At 46.5% G+C, this 18,303-nt stretch carries 16 protein-coding genes; 6 read left to right on the top strand and 10 right to left on the bottom strand.

Annotation, left to right across the window (positions count from 1 at the left end; translation table 11 throughout):
• Positions 1-9: 9 nt before the first annotated feature.
• Positions 10-1,725, bottom strand: coding sequence for a 2-isopropylmalate synthase (leuA, locus tag Q8K48_04685; GenBank protein ID MDP1851695.1), 1,716 nt, complete (start codon positions 1,723-1,725; stop codon positions 10-12).
• A 175-nt stretch (positions 1,726-1,900) separates the two neighbouring features.
• Between leuA and Q8K48_04680 the strand changes: the two genes are divergently transcribed.
• Positions 1,901-2,344 carry a DinB family protein gene (locus tag Q8K48_04680; protein MDP1851694.1) on the top strand — a complete coding sequence of 148 codons (444 nt, stop codon included), beginning with the start codon at positions 1,901-1,903 and terminating at the stop codon, positions 2,342-2,344.
• Position 2,345: 1 nt separating this feature from the next.
• Here the strand turns inward: Q8K48_04680 and Q8K48_04675 are convergent, their stop codons facing one another.
• The 4 genes from Q8K48_04675 to Q8K48_04660 form a co-directional block, all read right to left on the bottom strand.
• Positions 2,346-3,650, bottom strand: coding sequence for a glutamine synthetase family protein (locus tag Q8K48_04675; GenBank protein MDP1851693.1), 1,305 nt, complete (start codon positions 3,648-3,650; stop codon positions 2,346-2,348).
• A gap of 43 nt (positions 3,651-3,693) precedes the next feature.
• On the bottom strand, positions 3,694-4,200 hold the full coding sequence (cysE, locus tag Q8K48_04670) for a serine O-acetyltransferase (protein MDP1851692.1): 507 nt from the start codon (positions 4,198-4,200) through the stop codon (positions 3,694-3,696).
• A 7-nt stretch (positions 4,201-4,207) separates the two neighbouring features.
• On the bottom strand, positions 4,208-5,134 hold the full coding sequence (gene cysK, locus Q8K48_04665) for a cysteine synthase A (protein ID MDP1851691.1): 927 nt from the start codon (positions 5,132-5,134) through the stop codon (positions 4,208-4,210).
• Between the two features lie 199 nt (positions 5,135-5,333).
• Positions 5,334-6,995 carry an NAD+ synthase gene (locus Q8K48_04660; protein MDP1851690.1) on the bottom strand — a complete coding sequence of 554 codons (1,662 nt, stop codon included), beginning with the start codon at positions 6,993-6,995 and terminating at the stop codon, positions 5,334-5,336.
• 113 nt (positions 6,996-7,108) lie between these two features.
• On the opposite strand from Q8K48_04660, the gene panB reads away from it, so the two are divergent.
• From panB to Q8K48_04645, 3 genes are all read left to right on the top strand, one after another.
• Positions 7,109-7,921, top strand: a complete 813-nt coding sequence (gene panB / locus Q8K48_04655) for a 3-methyl-2-oxobutanoate hydroxymethyltransferase (GenBank protein ID MDP1851689.1) — start codon at positions 7,109-7,111, stop codon at positions 7,919-7,921.
• 10 nt (positions 7,922-7,931) lie between these two features.
• Positions 7,932-9,203: an MFS transporter gene (locus Q8K48_04650; GenBank protein MDP1851688.1), complete on the top strand. Its 1,272-nt coding sequence runs from the start codon at positions 7,932-7,934 to the stop codon at positions 9,201-9,203.
• A gap of 165 nt (positions 9,204-9,368) precedes the next feature.
• Positions 9,369-9,755 carry a hypothetical protein gene (locus Q8K48_04645; protein ID MDP1851687.1) on the top strand — a complete coding sequence of 129 codons (387 nt, stop codon included), beginning with the start codon at positions 9,369-9,371 and terminating at the stop codon, positions 9,753-9,755.
• A 54-nt stretch (positions 9,756-9,809) separates the two neighbouring features.
• Here the strand turns inward: Q8K48_04645 and Q8K48_04640 are convergent, their stop codons facing one another.
• Positions 9,810-10,292: a MarR family transcriptional regulator gene (locus Q8K48_04640; protein ID MDP1851686.1), complete on the bottom strand. Its 483-nt coding sequence runs from the start codon at positions 10,290-10,292 to the stop codon at positions 9,810-9,812.
• Between the two features lie 58 nt (positions 10,293-10,350).
• Here Q8K48_04640 and Q8K48_04635 point away from each other — a divergent pair, with 58 nt between their 5' ends.
• Entirely contained in the window at positions 10,351-12,300 is a 1,950-nt protein-coding gene (locus Q8K48_04635; protein ID MDP1851685.1) for a M13-type metalloendopeptidase, read from the top strand.
• Positions 12,301-12,303: 3 nt separating this feature from the next.
• Positions 12,304-13,539 carry a tRNA guanosine(34) transglycosylase Tgt gene (tgt, locus tag Q8K48_04630; protein MDP1851684.1) on the top strand — a complete coding sequence of 412 codons (1,236 nt, stop codon included), beginning with the start codon at positions 12,304-12,306 and terminating at the stop codon, positions 13,537-13,539.
• Between the two features lie 7 nt (positions 13,540-13,546).
• On the opposite strand, the gene zwf is transcribed toward tgt, so the two are convergent.
• Genes zwf through Q8K48_04610 form a run of 4 tightly spaced genes read right to left on the bottom strand, consistent with a single transcriptional unit; the run spans position 13,547 to position 18,301 of the window.
• Complete coding sequence (gene zwf / locus Q8K48_04625; protein MDP1851683.1) at positions 13,547-14,953, bottom strand: glucose-6-phosphate dehydrogenase; 1,407 nt, start codon at positions 14,951-14,953, stop codon at positions 13,547-13,549.
• Positions 14,954-15,913, bottom strand: a complete 960-nt coding sequence (gene gnd / locus Q8K48_04620; GenBank protein ID MDP1851682.1) for a decarboxylating 6-phosphogluconate dehydrogenase — start codon at positions 15,911-15,913, stop codon at positions 14,954-14,956.
• Positions 15,914-15,944: 31 nt separating this feature from the next.
• Positions 15,945-16,640, bottom strand: coding sequence for a 6-phosphogluconolactonase (gene pgl / locus Q8K48_04615; GenBank protein MDP1851681.1), 696 nt, complete (start codon positions 16,638-16,640; stop codon positions 15,945-15,947).
• A gap of 8 nt (positions 16,641-16,648) precedes the next feature.
• Positions 16,649-18,301, bottom strand: a complete 1,653-nt coding sequence (locus Q8K48_04610; GenBank protein ID MDP1851680.1) for an ABC transporter ATP-binding protein — start codon at positions 18,299-18,301, stop codon at positions 16,649-16,651.
• Positions 18,302-18,303 lie beyond the last annotated feature (2 nt).

Below are 18,303 nucleotides of genomic sequence, written 5' to 3'. Positions count from 1 at the left end.
AAACTTAGCTTAGCGAATCGCTCGATTAATGGCAGATACAACAGCCTTTAATGAGGCAGTGGTGGTGTTCGGGTCGATTCCAACACCCCAATAAACATTGCCGTTAATAGTGCACTCTAAATAGGCCGCTGCCGAAGCATCTCCACCTGCAGAAAGTGCATGTTCGAAATAATCCAGTACAAAGACATCAACTCCATGGCTTTGTAAGATATTTGAAAATGCCGCTATTGGTCCATTGCCCTGACCTTTGAGTTCGTGAACTTCTCCTCGATCGGTAATGGAAACCGTTAAGTGAACATCTTCACCCAGAACCGATGTTTGGCTCAAGCCCTTTAGACGAAAACGCCCCCACGGCGCGTTCTGTGTCGGAAGGTACTCATCTTCAAAAATGGACCACAACTCTTCGGCCGTGATCTCCCCGCCTTGAGTATCAGTTTTGATTTGAACGATTTTTGAAAATTCAATTTGGAGACGGCGTGGTAAGTCAAGGTGGTGCTCGCTTTTTAATAAGTAAGCGACCCCGCCCTTCCCGGATTGAGAATTTACACGTATAACAGCTTCGTAACTTCGACCAATATCCAGCGGATCAATTGGTAGATATGGAACGGCCCACGTTTGATTACGGACATCTTTGCCAGCTTCATCTGCATCTATCTCCATAAGATCAAAACCTTTCTTTATTGCATCTTGGTGAGAACCAGAAAAGGCGGTGAAAACTAAATCACCACCATATGGGTGACGCTCAGGGACACGAAGTTGATTTGCATACTCAACTATACGACGGACGACCTCAATATCTGAGAAATCGATATGGGGGTCAATTCCGTGCGTAACTAAGTTAACTCCAAGCGTTACAAGGCAGACATTTCCGGTCCGCTCCCCATTTCCAAAGAGAGTTCCTTCGATGCGATCAGCGCCGGCTAAATAGCCGAGTTCTGCTGCAGCAACACCTGTACCACGATCATTATGCGGATGGAGTGAGACAATTACACTGTCACGATTGTCTAAGTTTCGACACATCCACTCGATTGAATCGGCATAAACATTTGGCGTCGCCATTTCAACCGTTGCCGGCAAGTTCATAATTGTTTTCCAGGCTGGCGTTGGTTTCCAAATCGCATTGACAGCATTACATACTTCAACGGCGAATTCGAGTTCTGTGCCGGTATATGACTCAGGTGAGTATTCAAAAGAGACTCTAGTTTCGGCAACCGTTGGTACTAAATCCAAACAGATTTGAGCCGCATCGGTTGCGATCTTCTTTATGCCTGCTTTATCTAAACCAAATACAACGCGGCGCTGCAACGTCGATGTTGAATTATATAAGTGGACTATCGCCTGTTTTGAACCTTTAATTGATTCAAATGTGCGACGAATTAATGGTTCGCGAGCAGGAGTTAATACTTGAATTATTACGTCATTCGGAATTAAATCTTCTTCAATAATCTTTCGAACAAAATCAAAATCAGTCTGTGAGGCACTCGGAAATCCCACTTCAATCTCTTTATAACCCATCTCAATTAATAGTTTGAACATCGCTAACTTGCGGGGTGTGTCCATTGGATCAATCAAGGCTTGATTGCCATCGCGCAGATCTACAGAACACCACTTAGGCGCTTGGGTAATTTTCTTATTTGGCCATGTGCGATCAGGAAGATCTATGGGATGAAAAGGCTCATAGCGATGCACTGGCATTAACGATGGTGACTGCTTCGGAAAGTTCATTTACTGCTCCTTATGTACTCGGGGATTGTCATCTATGTACCGATACGACAAACCCCGCGGCGAGGAGATCGGTTAATTGACCCCGCCACGGCAGCTTAGGAGAAGACTGCGCAACATGGCTCTAGGGTAACGCGTAAACCTTTTATTGAGCAAACTTGCGCATTAAACTTACGATATGAATGACTACGAATCCCAAATTATCGCCCTGACTGAGTCGACCGATCGCTTAACCAGATCTGCCAAGGAGTGCACATTCAACGGAGAGGGTTGGGCTCCTGCAATCACCATTGGTCATATTTCTGATGTGGATACCGAAGTGTGGATGGCTCGATTTGAGTTGATGGTGAATGCTCAACTTACTGGACAGACACCTCCTGCCTTAGCGTGGTGGGAGCCAGATGGAGAGAAAACCGCGGCTACATATGCAGATTTTACATTAGATGAATCATTAGCTCTTCTGCATAAAAGCCGTACATCGATGGTAGTTTTTTTGAAATCTCTCACTGAAGCCGAACGTAACGCCCCTGCTATTCATAAAACCTTCGGCACAATAACTATTGAATCAATGCTACAAATTATTTTGAATCACGACGAGGAACATCGCGCCACTTTCAATTAAATTAAAGTACTGGTAAATATCTATCGAGTTCGTAAGCACTCACCTGACGACTGTAATCCTGCCATTCGGCGCGCTTATTTCGAAGCACATATTCAAAGACATGTTCGCCTAAAGTTTCACGTACCAATTCACTCTTTTCCATCTGAATTATTGCCTCATTAAGATCAGTAGGAAGTGAGATTGGGTCATTGGAATCACTCAATACATAGTTTTCTTCAACACCTTTCAATCCTGCCGCCACCATAACGGCATAGGCAAGATAGGGATTACATGCAGTATCGGGTGATCTAAATTCAATACGCGTTGAGTTTTCTTTGCCTGGCTTATACATGGGCAGACGAACGAGTGCGCCACGATTACTTGGGCCCCAGTTGATAACTGCAGGTGCCTCTCCCCCGCCATGGAGGCGCTTATACGAGTTCACCCACTGATTAGTAATTGCAGTGATCTCTGGTGCATGTTTAAGAATACCTGCTATAAAAGATCGGCCGACGTTAGATAAGTTGTACTGAGCGTTGGCATCATAAAAGGCATTTTCTTCGCCCTTAAATAGTGAGACGTGCGTATGCATTCCACTACCCGGATGATCGGTAAAGGGTTTAGGCATAAAGGATGCATGGAAACCTTGATCCATTGCGACCTCTTTGATGACATGTCGAAAAGTCATGATGTTATCGGCAGTTGTTAGCGCATCTGCATCGCGCAGGTCAATCTCTTGCTGACCTGGGCCACCCTCATGATGTGAAAATTCGACGGAGATTCCCATCGCTTCGAGCAGAGTGATCGCCTGACGTCTAAAGTCGTGTCCGACAACGGCTGGAGTATGATCGAAGTAACCACCTTGATCAACTGGTATCGGTGCAATACCAACTTCTGGCATTGATTTAAATAAGAAAAACTCAATCTCTGGATGGGTGTAACACGTGTAACCCATTTCGGCCGCTTTATCTAAAATTCGACGCAAAACATTGCGAGGATCGGCCGGCGATGGGCGTCCATCTGGCATCGTAATATCACAAAACATCCTCGCTGCCCCAGGGGATTCGGTGCGCCATGGCAGAACAGAAAAAGTTGTTGGGTCAGGCTTAGCTAACATATCGGACTCAGTGACACGGGCAAAGCCTTCAATCGCCGAACCATCAAAACCGATTCCCTCATCGAAGGCGTTCTCGAGTTCGGCCGGCGCTATGGCTACAGATTTAAGAAAACCCAAGACGTCGGTGAACCATAAACGTACGAAACGGATATTGCGTTCTTCAATCGTACGTAGAACGAACTCCTTCTGCTTATCTGTGTCTATGGACATGCAGGATATTATTCCAAATGCAGGTTACGGCTGTGTTAACTGATTAAATAACGAAAAACTCGCTACTTTCAAGCATACTTTGCGCCGGTATGTCCTTTGTAATGACAACATTTGCGCTTATACGCGCACCGTGCCCAATTGTGATATCTCCGATTACTCGAGCTCCAGCACCAATAACAACGTTGTTTTCAATTGTTGGATGGCGTTTACCCAGCACATATGTTCGGGCTCCTAACGTTACATCGTGGTACATCATGACATCATCACCGACAATTGCAGTTGCCCCAATGACAACTCCCATTCCGTGATCAATAAAGAATCGCCTCCCGATTGTCGCGGCTGGGTGAATCTCGATCCCTGTTGCAGCACGAATCCAGTTCGAAAAAATCCTCGCGATAAGTTTTAAGTTATGTCTCCACAGAAAATTAGCTGCGCGATAACCCCACACGGCATGTAGACCAGGGTATGCGAGTAATACCTCAAGACGATTTCGTGCCGCGGGATCCTTCACCAACGCGTTATCGAGGTCCTCTATTAATCTGGAAATCATCACATGCCTACTCTGTAATATCTTCGTAGAGAATCGTTGATAAATAGCGCTCACCAAAGGATGGAATAATTACCACGATATTTTTTCCAGCAAACTCTGGGCGGTGTGCAACAACAGATGCTGCCCACAGCGCCGCCCCCGAAGAAATACCAACCAATATTCCCTCTTCGACCCCTGAGCGGCGAGCATATTTAATTGCATCGGCGGCAGTCGCATCCAAAATTTCATCGTATACGGTTCGATCCAAAATCTCTGGAATGAAGTTAGCTCCGATGCCCTGGATAGGGTGAGGACCCGGTTCTCCACCATTTAAAATCGGAGATGCTGCGGGTTCGACACCGAATACTTTTATTGCAGGGTTGCGCTCCTTTAGCAACTGACCTGTACCTGTAATTGTGCCACCCGTGCCGATACCTGCGATTAAAACATCAACTGTGCCATCGGTGTCACGCCAAATTTCCTCACCAGTTGTAGCACGGTGAATCGCTGGGCCTGCTTCATTTTCAAACTGGCGAACCATTACGGCACCAGATGCGGCTAGCTCTTCAGATGCTGCAACTGCACCTTTCATTCCAAGCGCGGCAGGTGTTAAAACGAGTTCTGCACCAAAGGCCTTAATTAACTTGCGACGCTCTTTGGATACTGATTCAGGCATCGTTAATATCGCTTTATATCCGCGTGCAGCTGCGACCATTGCTAGTGCAATTCCAGTATTTCCAGATGTAGCTTCAACAATTGTTCCGCCAGGCTTTAATGCACCGCTTTTTTCGGCGGCATCGACCATAGCAATGCCAAGTCGGTCTTTAACCGTGGATGTCGGATTGTAAAACTCAAGCTTTGCAAAGACATTGGCTGGTGCGCCATCCATGATCTTATTGATGCGCACGAGTGGGGTGTTGCCGAAAACCTCAGTAATGTTGTTATAAATCTTCATAAATCTCCCTAGAAATAAAGTGAAATGGTCGATTGAAATTTAAAGCGGGCGAAGGTGCAATAAATGTCAGCAGCTGCAAGAAGTAGACAAGCAAAAATCAACTATCCGGTTGCGTGTAAAAAACCAGGTGATAATCGATTGCATGATCCCAAGTTTAGCGAGAATGCCGATTAAAGCCAGTTGCAAATGGTTTGCAAAGTTAGGACTGGGACCAACGAGAAGTCATCGGCAATCTTCGATCTTTTCCAAAGGCGCGTGCTGAGGTTTTGGTGCCGGGTGGATATTGGCGACGCTTATATTCGGCTCTATCTACAAGCGCAATGACGCGGGCGACGAGCGCTGGATCAAATCCATCTTTTATTAGTACTTCATAGCCATGATCTTCATCGACGTATAGGCGCAAAAGTTGATCCAGAAGAGTGTAATCAGGCAGAGAGTCGCTATCTTTTTGACCCGGTCGTAGCTCAGCGCTGGGCTCTTTAGTGATGGAGCGCTCTGGGATTGGAGGCGTGAGGCCCTCACTATGAGCCTTCGAATTGCGCCACATAGCTAATCTCCAGACATCAATTTTATAAATATCTTTAATTGGTGCAAAGCCGCCCACGGCATCGCCATACAAGGTTGAATATCCAACTGCGAGTTCACTCTTATTTCCAGTGGCTAAAACAATGTGTCCCTCAGAGTTAGAGATGCCCATCAAGGTTGTGCCCCGTACACGCGCCTGTAGATTCTCTTCAGCAACTCCGCGCAAATTTAAATTCGCCATATAGGAATCGACCATAGGAGCTATAGGGACTGTACGAAAGTTAATCCCTGTCGCATCGGCTAAAGCCTGTGCATCTTCAACTGAGTGGTGTGACGAATACTTACTTGGCATAGCAACTCCATAAACATTCTGAGCACCGAGAGCATCGATAGCGATGGTGGCAACCAGCGCTGAATCGATTCCGCCAGATAAACCTAGTACAACTGATGTAAAACTATTCTTAGCAATGTAGTCACGTAGACCAACAACGAGTGCCTGCCAGATTTCGGCCTCATCGCTCAATCGTTCAGCCACCGTGCCAGAAATTTCCTTTGTATAGATTGCTGCTTCACTTGAAATAATCACATCCGGATTGGAGGTACCAACTGCGCAGTCAACATCTACAATCACGATTAAATCATCGAACTGTGGTGCACGAGCAAGAAGGGCACCATTGCGATCGACCACAATAGAGTCACCATCAAAAACTAAATCATCCTGCCCACCAGTCATATTGACATAGGCAAGAGGCGCAGCGATTTCTTGCGCCCGCTTCTGTACAAGGGCCAAACGCACATCGTCCTTGTTTCGCTCGTACGGCGAACCATTAGGAACGACAAGTAAACCTGGAGTGCGGGCGGCGATATCGGCAACTGAGTGCCAGATGTCTTCACAGATTGCAACCGCGACATCGACGCCATGAATTCGCACCACAAGGCTCTGGGTGCCGGCTTTAAAGTTTCTGAACTCATCAAAGACACCGTAATTAGGTAGATCTCTTTTGACATATCGGGACAGTATGCGGCCCTGATGAATTACTGCAACGGCGTTTTCAGGTGCACCCTCGCGTGAGGTATCTAGATAGCCAATAAATGCAACGAGATCGCCATCTATGCCCAGTGCAATCTCGGCAATCGCCTCCTGGCTGGCGAGTTGAAATGAGCGACGTAGCGCTAAATCCTCAACTGGATATCCCGTAACTACCATCTCCGGAAAAACCACAATATCGGCCCCGGATTTTTGGGCGAAAGAAATTGATGCTGCTATCAAGGCGCTATTACCTGCAAGATCTCCAACGGTTGGGTTTATCTGAGCAAGAGCCACACGCAGCTTCATTTTTCAAGAGTAACAGGAGTATCCTTATCTCAAGTTAATCGGCGAGTTTACGAGCCGGTCAATCTAAATGGCCCGGGGACCAGCATTGTGCGGCACCGAGGAGAGGAAATCAGATGGAAGCCTTATATGGCGGTGCGATGCATCGACGCGTGACAATTCTGGATTTAGCTGCGGCGAAAAAACGCGGCGAAAAGTGGATAATGCTCACCTCATATGAACAGATGAGCGCTGAGATTTTTGATGAGGCCGGTACGCCAGTCTTGCTCGTCGGCGACAGTGCTGGAAATAACTTTCTTGGTTTCGAAAACACAATTCCTGTAACGGTGGACGAGCTAATCCCATTGACCCGCGCAGTAGTGCGCGCATCACACCAAGCATTGGTGATTGCCGACCTTCCCTTTGGTTCGTATGAAACTTCACCCGAACAGGCGTTAGCGACCAGCACTAGATTCTTCAAAGAGGCCGGGGCCATGGGAGTAAAACTAGAGGGCGCGCATATTAAAACTATTGAAAAACTGGTTAGTTCAGGAATTCCAGTTATGGGTCACGTTGGACTTACTCCTCAAGCCCTACATCAACTCGGCGGCTATAGAGTTCAGGGCCGCAGCGATGGTGATGCGATTGTAGAGGCGGCACATGCCATTGAAAAAGCTGGAGCATTTGCCATAGTTTTAGAGCTCATGACTGCGGAGCTCGCAGCGAGAATAACTGCGGAGTTAACGATTCCAACCATTGGAATCGGTGCCGGAATAAACTGCGATGCTCAAGTATTGGTGTGGACAGATCTGATGGGAATTACGAAGAATCCACCAAAACTGGCAAAGGCATATCGCAATTTGCGGGCAGAAATGTTGGCAGCGACAATTGAGTTTTCCCAAGATGTAAAAAACGGAAATTTCCCGGGTCCAGAGCAGATTTTCAACTAATCTTCCCGTTGTGGCTCGAATTGCGATAGATATTTCGCCTCTTAAAAAGTCGGCAGATTTCAGATATCTGTGGGCTGCAGGGCTCATTACCTACATGGGCTCGATGATTACTTATGTCGCTGTACCATTTCAGATTAAGGAGATGACCAACTCCTATGTGGCGGTAGCACTGAGCGCTACTGTAGAGATTATCCCCCTAATTATTTTCGGGCTTTATGGCGGAACTTTGGCCGATTATGTGGATCGCAAAAAGATGGTCTGGGCAACCGAAGCCGCATCTCTCATCTTGACCTCAATACTTTTAATTAATGCTCTCCTTCCTGAGCCGAATCTTGTTTTGATTTATGTGGTCTCTGGATTATTTGCCGCAGTAAATGGACTGCAGCGACCTAGCATGGATGCAGCCCTTCCTCGATTGGTGGAACATGAAGATTTGCCTGCAGCCAGTGCATTAATGAGCCTGCGTTGGCAGTTAGGTGTAATAGTGGGTCCGACTATTGGTGGGATTCTCATCTCAACTTTTTCGATTTCAGTAGGTTATGCCGCCGATGTTTTTACGTTTTTAATCTCATTAATTTTTCTCTCTCGAGTACGTTCAATTCCTGCATCTAAAGAAGGAGAAAAGCCATCTCTGGCTGCGTTATTAGAAGGAATCCGATATGCATTTAGGCGACAGGATTTATTAGGTACTTATCTCATAGATCTAGCTGCGATGTTTTTTGCGATGCCAACTGCCTTGATTCCTTTTTGGGCCGATCAACTCGGTACCCCATGGGCCTTAGGTCTGCTCTACGCCTCAGTTACGGTGGGTTCTGTCATCGTGACATTGACATCTGGTTGGACTAAAAACTATTCACACCATGGTCGAGCAATCATGTGGGCAGCTATGGGGTGGGGCACTGCCATCGCCCTGTCTGGTATATGGAACTCTCTCATCTTAGTTCTGCTCTTTCTGACCCTTGCCGGTGCATTTGATATGGTCAGTGCAATATTTCGATCAACAATGTGGAATCAAACAATCCCAGATAATTTAAGAGGTCGTTTGGCTGGAATTGAACTGCTTTCTTACTCGATTGGACCTCTAGCAGGGCAGATGCGCGCGGCCACCATGGCCGCTGCCACAAGTTTGACCTTCTCCGTAACATTTGGCGGGATTGCCTGTGTAATTGCCGTCGGATTTCTTGCCTTAATTTTGCCTAAATTTCGTCGATATGATGCTAAAACCAGTGAATTTGCTCTGGCGAAGATTCGGGAAAATGAATTGCGAGAAAATACTCAATAGTTTTACTTTACGATTTTCCATGAATGCATAAAAAAAGAAAAAAAGAATTTGCGACACGCACTAAATTATTTTTCGCACAATGTGGCATTTTCCCTCAAATAGTGTCACGCTTATCCACGAAAAGGTTTGGGTGACGGATCCGAACCATTCCGATAGGAGAAGTACGTGGCCGCAGCAAAGAAAGCAGCACCTAAGAAGCGCAAGAAGGCAGCTGTGAAAGCAGCAGCACCAAAGAAGCGCAAGAAGGCAGCTGTGAAAGCAGCAGCACCAAAGAAGCGCAAGAAGGCAGCAGCTAAGAAAGCTGCTCCAAAGAAGCGCAAGAAGGCAGCCGTTAAGGCAGCAGCACCAAAGAAGCGCAAGAAGGCAGCAGCTAAGAAAGCTGCTCCAAAGAAGCGCAAGAAGGCAGCAGCTAAGAAAGCTGCTCCAAAGAAGCGCAAGAAGGCAGCAGCTAAGAAAGCTGCTCCAAAGAAGCGCAAGAAGGCAGCAGCTAAGAAGGTCGTAGCTCCAGCAGCTGCACCAAAGAAGCGCCGCAAGAAGGCAGTAGCTAAGTAATTAGCAATTAAAAAACCCGCCACTTTATGTGGCGGGTTTTTTTATGAAGTTTTTCTACTCTTCACTTACCTCAGAACGAAATGACTCTTCAATTCGAGAAAAGATTCCTGCTAAAACTACTTGCTCCTGAGTTGATAAGTGATCAACAAAGCGAGAGCGCACACTTGCAACGTGATCTGGAGCGGCGGCGACAATTGCCTTCCATCCCTTAGGTGTCATCACCGCAAAGAATCCGCGTTTATCTGAAGGACAGGCTTCGCGCTTTACCCAACCAGCCTTTTCCATAACCTTCATTCGATGAGAAAGACGAGAGCGAGACAAGAGTGTGATTTCTGCGAGTTCACTCATTCGCAAACGCCGCTCAGGGGCATCACTCAACTGTGCCAAAATCTCATAATCTGGCATAGATAAATCGTGGCCAACTAAATCATTATCTAAAGCTTCAAGCAGATGGCGACTAGCAATTATGTAGCTTCGCCAAGCCTTCATCTCGGCTGGGCTAAGCCACTTCGGTGCGGTAGCGTTTTGGTCTGGCATAAGGAGATTGTACGCTAACAGTTGAACTTTCAACTACATTTATTAAGGAGTTGCGCATATGAGCATAGGTACCAGCGGCCTAGATGTGAGCCACATCGACCCAACAATACGTATTCAAGATGATCTCTACCGCTACTTCAATGGGGGTTGGCTTAGAACCGCGGTCATCCCCGCAGATCGCGCCAGCGATGGTGCCTTCATGAAGCTTCGTGACTTATCTGAAGAGCAGGTCCGCGCCATAATCGAAAGCGCCACTGGATCGGCTGAAGCTACAAAGATCAACGACCTCTACTCATCATTTATGGCAGAGGAGGTTATTGAGAAAAAAGGTTACTCACCTATTTTAGAAGATTTAGCCTTGTGTGATTCGATTAATAATGTGTCGGATTTTATTTCAACGATGTCGTGGCTTGAGGCTCGGGGTCTCGGAGGCATCTTCGGCTCTTTCATTTATGCCGACCAAATGGATGCCTCAACGAATATTTTGTATCTAGCTCAGGGCGGTATATCCCTGCCAGATGAGTCGTATTATCGGGAGGACCAGCATGCACACATTCGTACTGCCTTCTTAGCCCATGTTGAAGATATGTTTTTATTGGTTGGTATAAAAGAGGCCGCAGATTTAGCGGCGAAAATTCTGGCACTTGAAACCACCATTGCACGCTATCACTTTGATGCGGTAAAAAATCGAGATGCGACGCTGACATATAACAAGATGAGCCGAGCAGAGGTGTTTGCACTGATGCCCGCCTTTGATTTTGAGCTTTATTTAACAGCCGGAGAAATTCCATCTATAGTTTTAGATTCACTGATTGTTCAACAGCCGCCATTCTTTGCAGGTCTTTCCACAATTCTTTCAAACTTTGATCGCGATTCGTGGGTTGCCTGGCTCAAGTGGAAGATTATTAGTGGATCAGCCCCTTACCTATCTAGCGATTTAGTTAATCAAAACTTTGGGTTTTACGGCAAAACTCTCTCAGGTACTCCCGAGCTTCGCGAGCGCTGGAAGCGTGCCGTCTCACTCGTTGAAGGCAGCCTCGGCGAGGCGGTAGGTAAGGTCTATGTCGAGAAGCACTTCCCGGCAGAGGCAAAAGTGCGCATGGAGCAACTTGTAGCAAATCTGATTGAGGCCTATCGCATCAGCATCAACGCCATCGACTGGATGAGTGATGAGACAAAGCAGAAAGCCTTAGAAAAACTCGGCAAGTTCACGCCAAAAATTGGTTACCCAGATAAGTGGCGCGATTATTCGGCGTTACACACTGACCCTAGTGATCTCTTTGCAAATATTGGCCATGTAACTAAGTTCCAGCGCGATTTTGAGTTAGCCAAGATTGGAAAGCCGGTAGATCGTGAGGAATGGCATATGACTCCTCAAACGGTCAATGCTTATTACAACCCGGTCATGAATGAGATTGTCTTTCCTGCCGCGATTTTACAGCCTCCATTTTTCGGACTTAACGCCGATGATGCCGTCAACTATGGTGGAATCGGTGCGGTAATTGGCCATGAAATCGGCCATGGCTTTGATGATCAGGGCTCAAAGTACGACGGAGATGGCGCACTCAATAATTGGTGGAGTGATGCCGATCGCGCCGCCTTTGAACTTCGATCTAATGCGCTGATCGCTCAGTACAACGAACTACGGCCTGAAGAAACGCCTGACATCACAGTTAATGGTGCCCTCACTGTGGGTGAAAATATTGGTGATTTAGGCGGATTAGCAATTGCCTATAAGGCTTACCAAATTTCATTGGCCGGCAAGGCTTCGCCAGTAATTGATGGGTTAACCGGTGAGCAACGATTATTTCTTGGATGGGCACAGGTTTGGCGAGGAAAGGTTCGAGTTGAAGAGCAGCGTCGCCGTATCGCAACTGATCCGCACTCCCCTAATGAGTTTCGCTGCAATACTATCGTGAGTAACTTCACTCCATTTTATGAGGCCTTTGGCCTCACACCAAGCGATGCGCTCTGGTTGGATGAAAAACTCCGCGTTCAAATCTGGTAGCTAGTGAGTTTTTCATTTGAAATCACACATGCCGTAAGTAATTCTTTAGCGCGCGTTGGAACAATTACAACACCGCATGGGCAGATTCAAACGCCGGCGTTTATTCCAGTAGGCACTAAAGCCACCGTTAAATCAGTTCTGCCTGAAGCAATGGCCGATCTCGGTGCGCAGGCTCTACTTGCAAATGCTTATCATCTTTATTTACAGCCAGGTTCAGATATTCTCGATGAAGCTGGCGGGCTTGGCGAATTCATGAACTGGCCCGGGCCAACGATTACCGATTCCGGTGGCTTTCAGGTCTTATCTCTCGGCGTTGGATTTAAAAAAGTCATAGCGATGGATACTAAAACATTTCGCCGAGATGATGTCATCGCAGATAATAAAGAGCGCTTAGCTCATGTCGATGACGAGGGTGTAACTTTTAAATCTCACCTCGATGGTTCGATGCATCGCTTTACCCCCGAGGTATCAATGCAGGTTCAACATCAGATCGGTGCCGACATCATCTTTGCCTTCGATGAGTGCACGACTTTGCACAATACTCGCAAATATCAAGAGTCGGCTGTAGATCGTACTTTTGCATGGGCGATGCGTTGTTTGGATGAACACAAACGCTTGACCGATGAGCGAATTGGTAAGCAGTATCAAGCCTTATTCGGAGTAATCCAAGGCGCTCAATACGAAGATCTGCGCAAGAAAGCGGCATGCGATTTAGGGTCGATGAAATCATCAGGTCAGTCCTTTGATGGCTTCGGGATTGGCGGGGCCTTGGATAAGAGCGCTCTCGGCACCATCGTTTCTTGGGTCAATCAGAACTTGCCTGAAAATAAACCTAAACATCTATTGGGCATCGGTGCCCCCGAAGATTTATTCGTCAGTGTTGAAAATGGTGTCGATACTTTTGACTGCGTTTTAGCATCTCGAATCGCCCGCACCAGCGCCGTGTACACGATGGAGGGGCGTATTAACCTATCTAACAGCCGTTTTAAGCGCGATTTCACGGCGATAGATGATGAATGTGACTGTTATACCTGTACGCACTACACACGGGCGTATATGCACCATGTATTTAGAGGAAAAGAGATTATTGCCGCAACACTTGCAACGATCCATAACGAAAGATTCATTGTGCGCTTAGTCGATCAGATGCGCCAGGCGCTAATAGATGGAAACTTCGTCGATATGAAAGCCGACTTCCTTGGCCGCTACACGCATCGAAGCGGCCAAGCAAGCGACTAATACGCGGTTATGGGTTTTTATCTGCAGCTTTACCGCAGATAGCCCAACCCCCTGGCACTAAATCCAGGGCTTCGTCCGGACCCCAACTGCCTTCAAAATAGGGCTGCAACTTTGATGGAGATTTTAAGACATCATCAAAGATTGCCCATGATTGCAGTACGGCATCAATTCGAGTAAATCGGAAGTGGTCTCCGAGTATTGCTGCATCGAGCAGGCGTTCATAGGCCTCTTTGCGCTCTCCCAAAGCTGCGGCAAATTCAACTGTTAAGTCAATCGTGTTTGTAATCAAAGCAGAGCCTGGAGACTTTGCTTGAAGTGAGAGATCTACTCCATCATGGCGACCCATTCGAAATCGGACAATATTTGGCTCAGGCAGTTTCGAACTATTGAGTGAAAATAATTGACGTGGGGGTTGTTTAAATTCGACAACTGCCTCCATTGTAGTTTCAGACATTTTTTTGCCAGTACGTAAGTAGATAGGAACTCCAGCCCAACGCCAATTATCGATATATAATTTCATTGCAATAAAAGTTTCTGTCTGTGAATTTTTTGCGACACCGGTTTCTTCCAAGTAGCCGACGTACTGACCGCGAATTACATCATCTGGAATTTGTTTTCGCACGGAAGATAAAGTTTTTAACTTTTCATCTTGCAGAGCTCGAGAGCTCATGTCAATAGGTGGCTCCATAGTTAACATTGACAGAACTTGCAATAAGTGATTTTGCACAACATCGCGAAGTGCACCAACCTCATCGTAAAAATTGCCCCTACCTTCAATTCCAAATTCCTCAGACATAGTTATTTGAATATTTGAAATATAATTACGATTCCATACAGGTTCGAATAACGTGTTAGCAAAACGAAAAGCCAGAAGGTCTTCTACGGACTCTTTACCTAAGTAGTGATCGATACGGTAAATTTGATCTTCCGGCAATAGTTTTTTAAGTGATTCATCTAAATCGATGGCACTTGATAAATCCCGTCCGAAAGGCTTTTCGACCACCACACGTGCACTGGCAGTTAGGCTAACATTGGCCAAACCTTGAGTCACATCCGTAAACAGCCCAGGAGCAATAGCTAAATAGATCACGGGAAGTTTATATCCAGTGAGAGCCTGGCTCAGCTTTGTGAATGTCAGTGGATCTTTGTAATCTCCTACAACTAAAAACAGCTTGACTAATAGCTTACTTAAAACATCTTCATCGACAGGTTCCTCTAGGGCCTCTTTTCGCTCACGAATAGAGGAACTGGCGCGCATTTTAAACTCTTCCTGCGTCCACTTTGAGGAAGCTACTGCAAAGACGGGAATTTCTAACTCACCAGTCGCTTCCATTTCGTACAGAGCTGGAAATAACTTCTTCTTAGCTAAATCACCGGTAGCTCCAAATAGAACTAAAACATCGGCGCGTGACAATTAATGTCCACCAAATTTGCGACGCATCGCACTTAATACTCGGTTTGAAAAATCTCCGTTATTTCGAGAAGCAAAGCGGGAAAATAGAGAGGCACTTAATACATGTGCTGGTACCCCTGCTTCAACTGCGGCTTGAACTGTCCATCGACCTTCGCCGCTATCGCTAACTTCTGTTGAGTAAGCATTGAGATCTTTACTTTCATGCAAAGCTTGAGCAGTTAAATCTAGAAGCCACGATGAAATAACACTTCCACGACGCCACACTTCGGTGATTTCTGGCAGATTTAATGTGTAGGCCGGATCCAGTGTGTGCGCGGCATCAAAGATTGCTAAACCTTCGGCATACGCCGCCATCATCCCGTACTCAATTCCATTGTGAACCATCTTTACAAAGTGACCACTGCCTGCTGAACCACAGTGCAAATATCCACATTCACTTGGTGTTGGTTCACCTGATCGCCCAACGCTTCGCTCCACAGCATCAAAGCCCGGTGCAAGTGCTTTAAAGATAGGCTCCAAATCCTTAACTACGGCCTCCTTCCCGCCAATCATCAAGCAATACCCGCGCTCTAATCCGTAAATTCCTCCACTCGTTCCGACATCAACAAAATTAATTCCCTTTTCTGCGAGCAAGGCCGCATTGACAATGTCATTCTTGTAAAAAGAGTTGCCGCCGTCGATGACCGTGTCACCTGGCGATAAATAGCTGGCAATATCTGCAATAGTTGAATCAGTTACCCCTGATGGCACCATTATCCAGACCGTACGTGGGGTCGAAAGGGCTCCAACCAACTCAGCAAGAGTATTGGCGGGCGTAAAACCCTCATCGGCCAACGATTTAACCGCATCAGGGTTTACATCATGTACGACGCAAGTAATCCCAGAATGGGCCAAGCGACGAACAATATTGGCCCCCATTCGCCCTAGGCCGACCATTCCAAAGTTAATGTCGCGCTGCATGTGGCACAGTCTACCTGCTTAGATTTTCAACTCACCCGTTGGAAAAGGCTTCAGAATCAAGGAATAGGCGAGTTAATCCAGCGGCTTGTACGTGTCCAGCTGGTACGGATGTATCGGCCTCTAAAACCGCTTTAGCTGCAACGGCTTTGATTTTTCCGCTGGCAATTATCCAAACCTGGTCTGATGAGTTAATGAATGCCATTGAGAATGAAACGCGTTCAGGGGGCGGCTTCGGTGAATCAGCAACTGCAATAGCCGCTTCTGTTTCTTGCGAATTCCAGTGCATGGGGAAAAGAGAGGCTACGTGGCCATCGAAGCCGAGGCCTAATATGCACAAATCCATCGTGACATCTCGAAGTTGAGCTTCATACGAGTTAGCAGCTTCATAAACGCTCACGCCTTCATCAGATGACATCACTTCATGAACCGTAACTGAGAAGTTAATTAAACCATCCCGAACTGGCCGTGAATTACGCAATGGGCTATCTGAGGTATCGAAACGCTCATCGCTAAACCAAATATTTAAACCCGTTAAGTCGCCTGCGTGGTTTATTAATTTAACTAATTTTTGGGCAAACTCAGTTCCAAGTGGACCTCCAGTTAGAGCGATATGAAAAACTCTTTTTTCTGCAAGCCGGCTCGCAATCACTTCTATTGCTTCATTGGTTGCGCCAACAACTAATTCAGCAGAATCCTCATACAGAGTGAGCTCAAAGTTTTTGCGCACAAGCTGAACTAATTTTTAGCAGCTAAACGAGCCTCACGACGAATGCGCTGTTCGGCAGGATCAGGTACCGGAACGGCTGAAATTAATCGACGTGTGTAATCATTTTGTGGACGCAGCAAAATATCATCGCGATCGCCCTCTTCTACAAGTAGGCCGTTCTGCATCACCGCAATGCGGTGAGCTAAAATATCGACAACGGCTAAATCATGGCTAATGAAGAGACAGGCAAACTTTAATTTTTCCTGAAGCTCTGTAAGAAGATCTAAAAAGCGCGACTGCACCGATACATCAAGGGCCGAGGTAGGTTCATCTGCAATCAAAAGATCTGGTGTCAAGGCAAGTGCACGGGCAATTCCCACGCGCTGGCGCTGGCCTCCAGAGAGTTCATGCGGGTAGCGGTTTCGGTAGCTACGAGGAAGCTCTACTTGATCAAGTAGCTCCTCAACCATTCGTGCGAGGTCGGCGCCTTTTGCTATTTTTGCTAAATAGATTGGTTCACCAATGGATTCCCCAATAGGTAATCGTGGATTGAGAGAAGATGCTGGATCCTGAAAGACAATTCCTGTGTGGCGGCGAATGGCAGATAATTGAGCTTGGTTAGCGCCAGCGATTTCATTTCCGACGATTTCAATACTTCCCGTTTTTACCGGCAATAAACCAATCGCTGCGCGGCCGACAGTTGTCTTACCAGAGCCCGATTCGCCAACCAGGCCAACGATTTCACCAGGATAAATCTCTAGATTGAAGTTCTTGACCGCAGTAAATGCTGGAACACGTCCGCGTTTTGGGTACTCAATTGTGACATCGGTAAGTTTTAAAACAGGAGCTGGCTTTGCATCCTCCCTATAGGCAAGAACGCGTTTTACACTAGAACCTAATTTTGGTACTGCGCTTAATAGCTGCTGCGTGTATGGGTGTCGTGGCTTATTAAAGATTTGATCGGCGGTTCCATGTTCGACGGTAATTCCATCCTTCATAACAAGAATCTCATCGGCCATATCGGCCACAACTCCCATGTCGTGAGTGATGAGCAAGATTGCGGAGTTGAGTTTATCTTTGAGCCCCCGCATTAAATCGAGAATTTCAGCTTGAACCGTTACATCAAGGGCGGTAGTCGGTTCATCGGCAATGAGCAATGCAGGATCGCATGCGAGTGCCTGTGCAATCATTGCCCGCTGCCGTTGCCCACCAGATAGTTGATGGGGATATTTATTTATTGATTTCTCTGGTTCTGGAATATCAACCATTTCTATTAACTCTAGAGCTCGTTTTTGAGCTTCTTTTGGTCCCATATCAAAGTGATTCCTTAGGGTCTCAATTATTTGAAAACCTATCGTGTACAGCGGGTTGAGCGCGGTCATTGGCTCCTGAAAAATATATGCTACTTCACGCCCACGAAACCTATGTAGGATAGCGGATTTTGCATCGACCATCTCTTCGCCCTTTACCTTTACACTGCCATTAGTCCGTGCATTGGAGGCTAGTAAAGACATTAAACCAAGTGCAGTTGTGGATTTTCCAGAGCCTGATTCACCCACAATTGCAGTTACCTTGCCGGCGGCTAATCCAAGATTCATATCGATTACAGCTGGATACCAAACACCATCTACCCAAAAATCAACATTAAAATCCGATATCTCAAGAACATTTTCAGTACTCATAT

Origin of the sequence: Candidatus Planktophila sp., from assembly GCA_030681675.1 — a bacterium.
GTDB lineage: Bacteria > Actinomycetota > Actinomycetes > Nanopelagicales > Nanopelagicaceae > Planktophila.
Note: the sequence above shows the minus strand (reverse complement) of the source record. Positions and strands in the feature narration are given on the sequence as shown.

Bases quoted from the DNA above. Each gene is read 5' to 3' on its own strand.
- panB (MDP1851689.1), top strand. From the start codon at position 7,109: ATGGAAGCCTTATATGGCGGTGCGATGCATCGACGCGTGACAATTCTG.
- Q8K48_04680 (MDP1851694.1), top strand. From the start codon at position 1,901: ATGAATGACTACGAATCCCAAATTATCGCCCTGACTGAGTCGACCGAT.
- Q8K48_04640 (MDP1851686.1), bottom strand. From the start codon at position 10,292: ATGCCAGACCAAAACGCTACCGCACCGAAGTGGCTTAGCCCAGCCGAG.
- Q8K48_04610 (MDP1851680.1), bottom strand. From the start codon at position 18,301: ATGAGTACTGAAAATGTTCTTGAGATATCGGATTTTAATGTTGATTTT.
- Q8K48_04635 (MDP1851685.1), top strand. From the start codon at position 10,351: ATGAGCATAGGTACCAGCGGCCTAGATGTGAGCCACATCGACCCAACA.
- leuA (MDP1851695.1), bottom strand. From the start codon at position 1,725: ATGAACTTTCCGAAGCAGTCACCATCGTTAATGCCAGTGCATCGCTAT.
- Q8K48_04660 (MDP1851690.1), bottom strand. From the start codon at position 6,995: ATGAAGCTGCGTGTGGCTCTTGCTCAGATAAACCCAACCGTTGGAGAT.
- gnd (MDP1851682.1), bottom strand. From the start codon at position 15,913: ATGCAGCGCGACATTAACTTTGGAATGGTCGGCCTAGGGCGAATGGGG.
- cysK (MDP1851691.1), bottom strand. From the start codon at position 5,134: ATGAAGATTTATAACAACATTACTGAGGTTTTCGGCAACACCCCACTC.
- cysE (MDP1851692.1), bottom strand. From the start codon at position 4,200: ATGATTTCCAGATTAATAGAGGACCTCGATAACGCGTTGGTGAAGGAT.
- Q8K48_04675 (MDP1851693.1), bottom strand. From the start codon at position 3,650: ATGTCCATAGACACAGATAAGCAGAAGGAGTTCGTTCTACGTACGATT.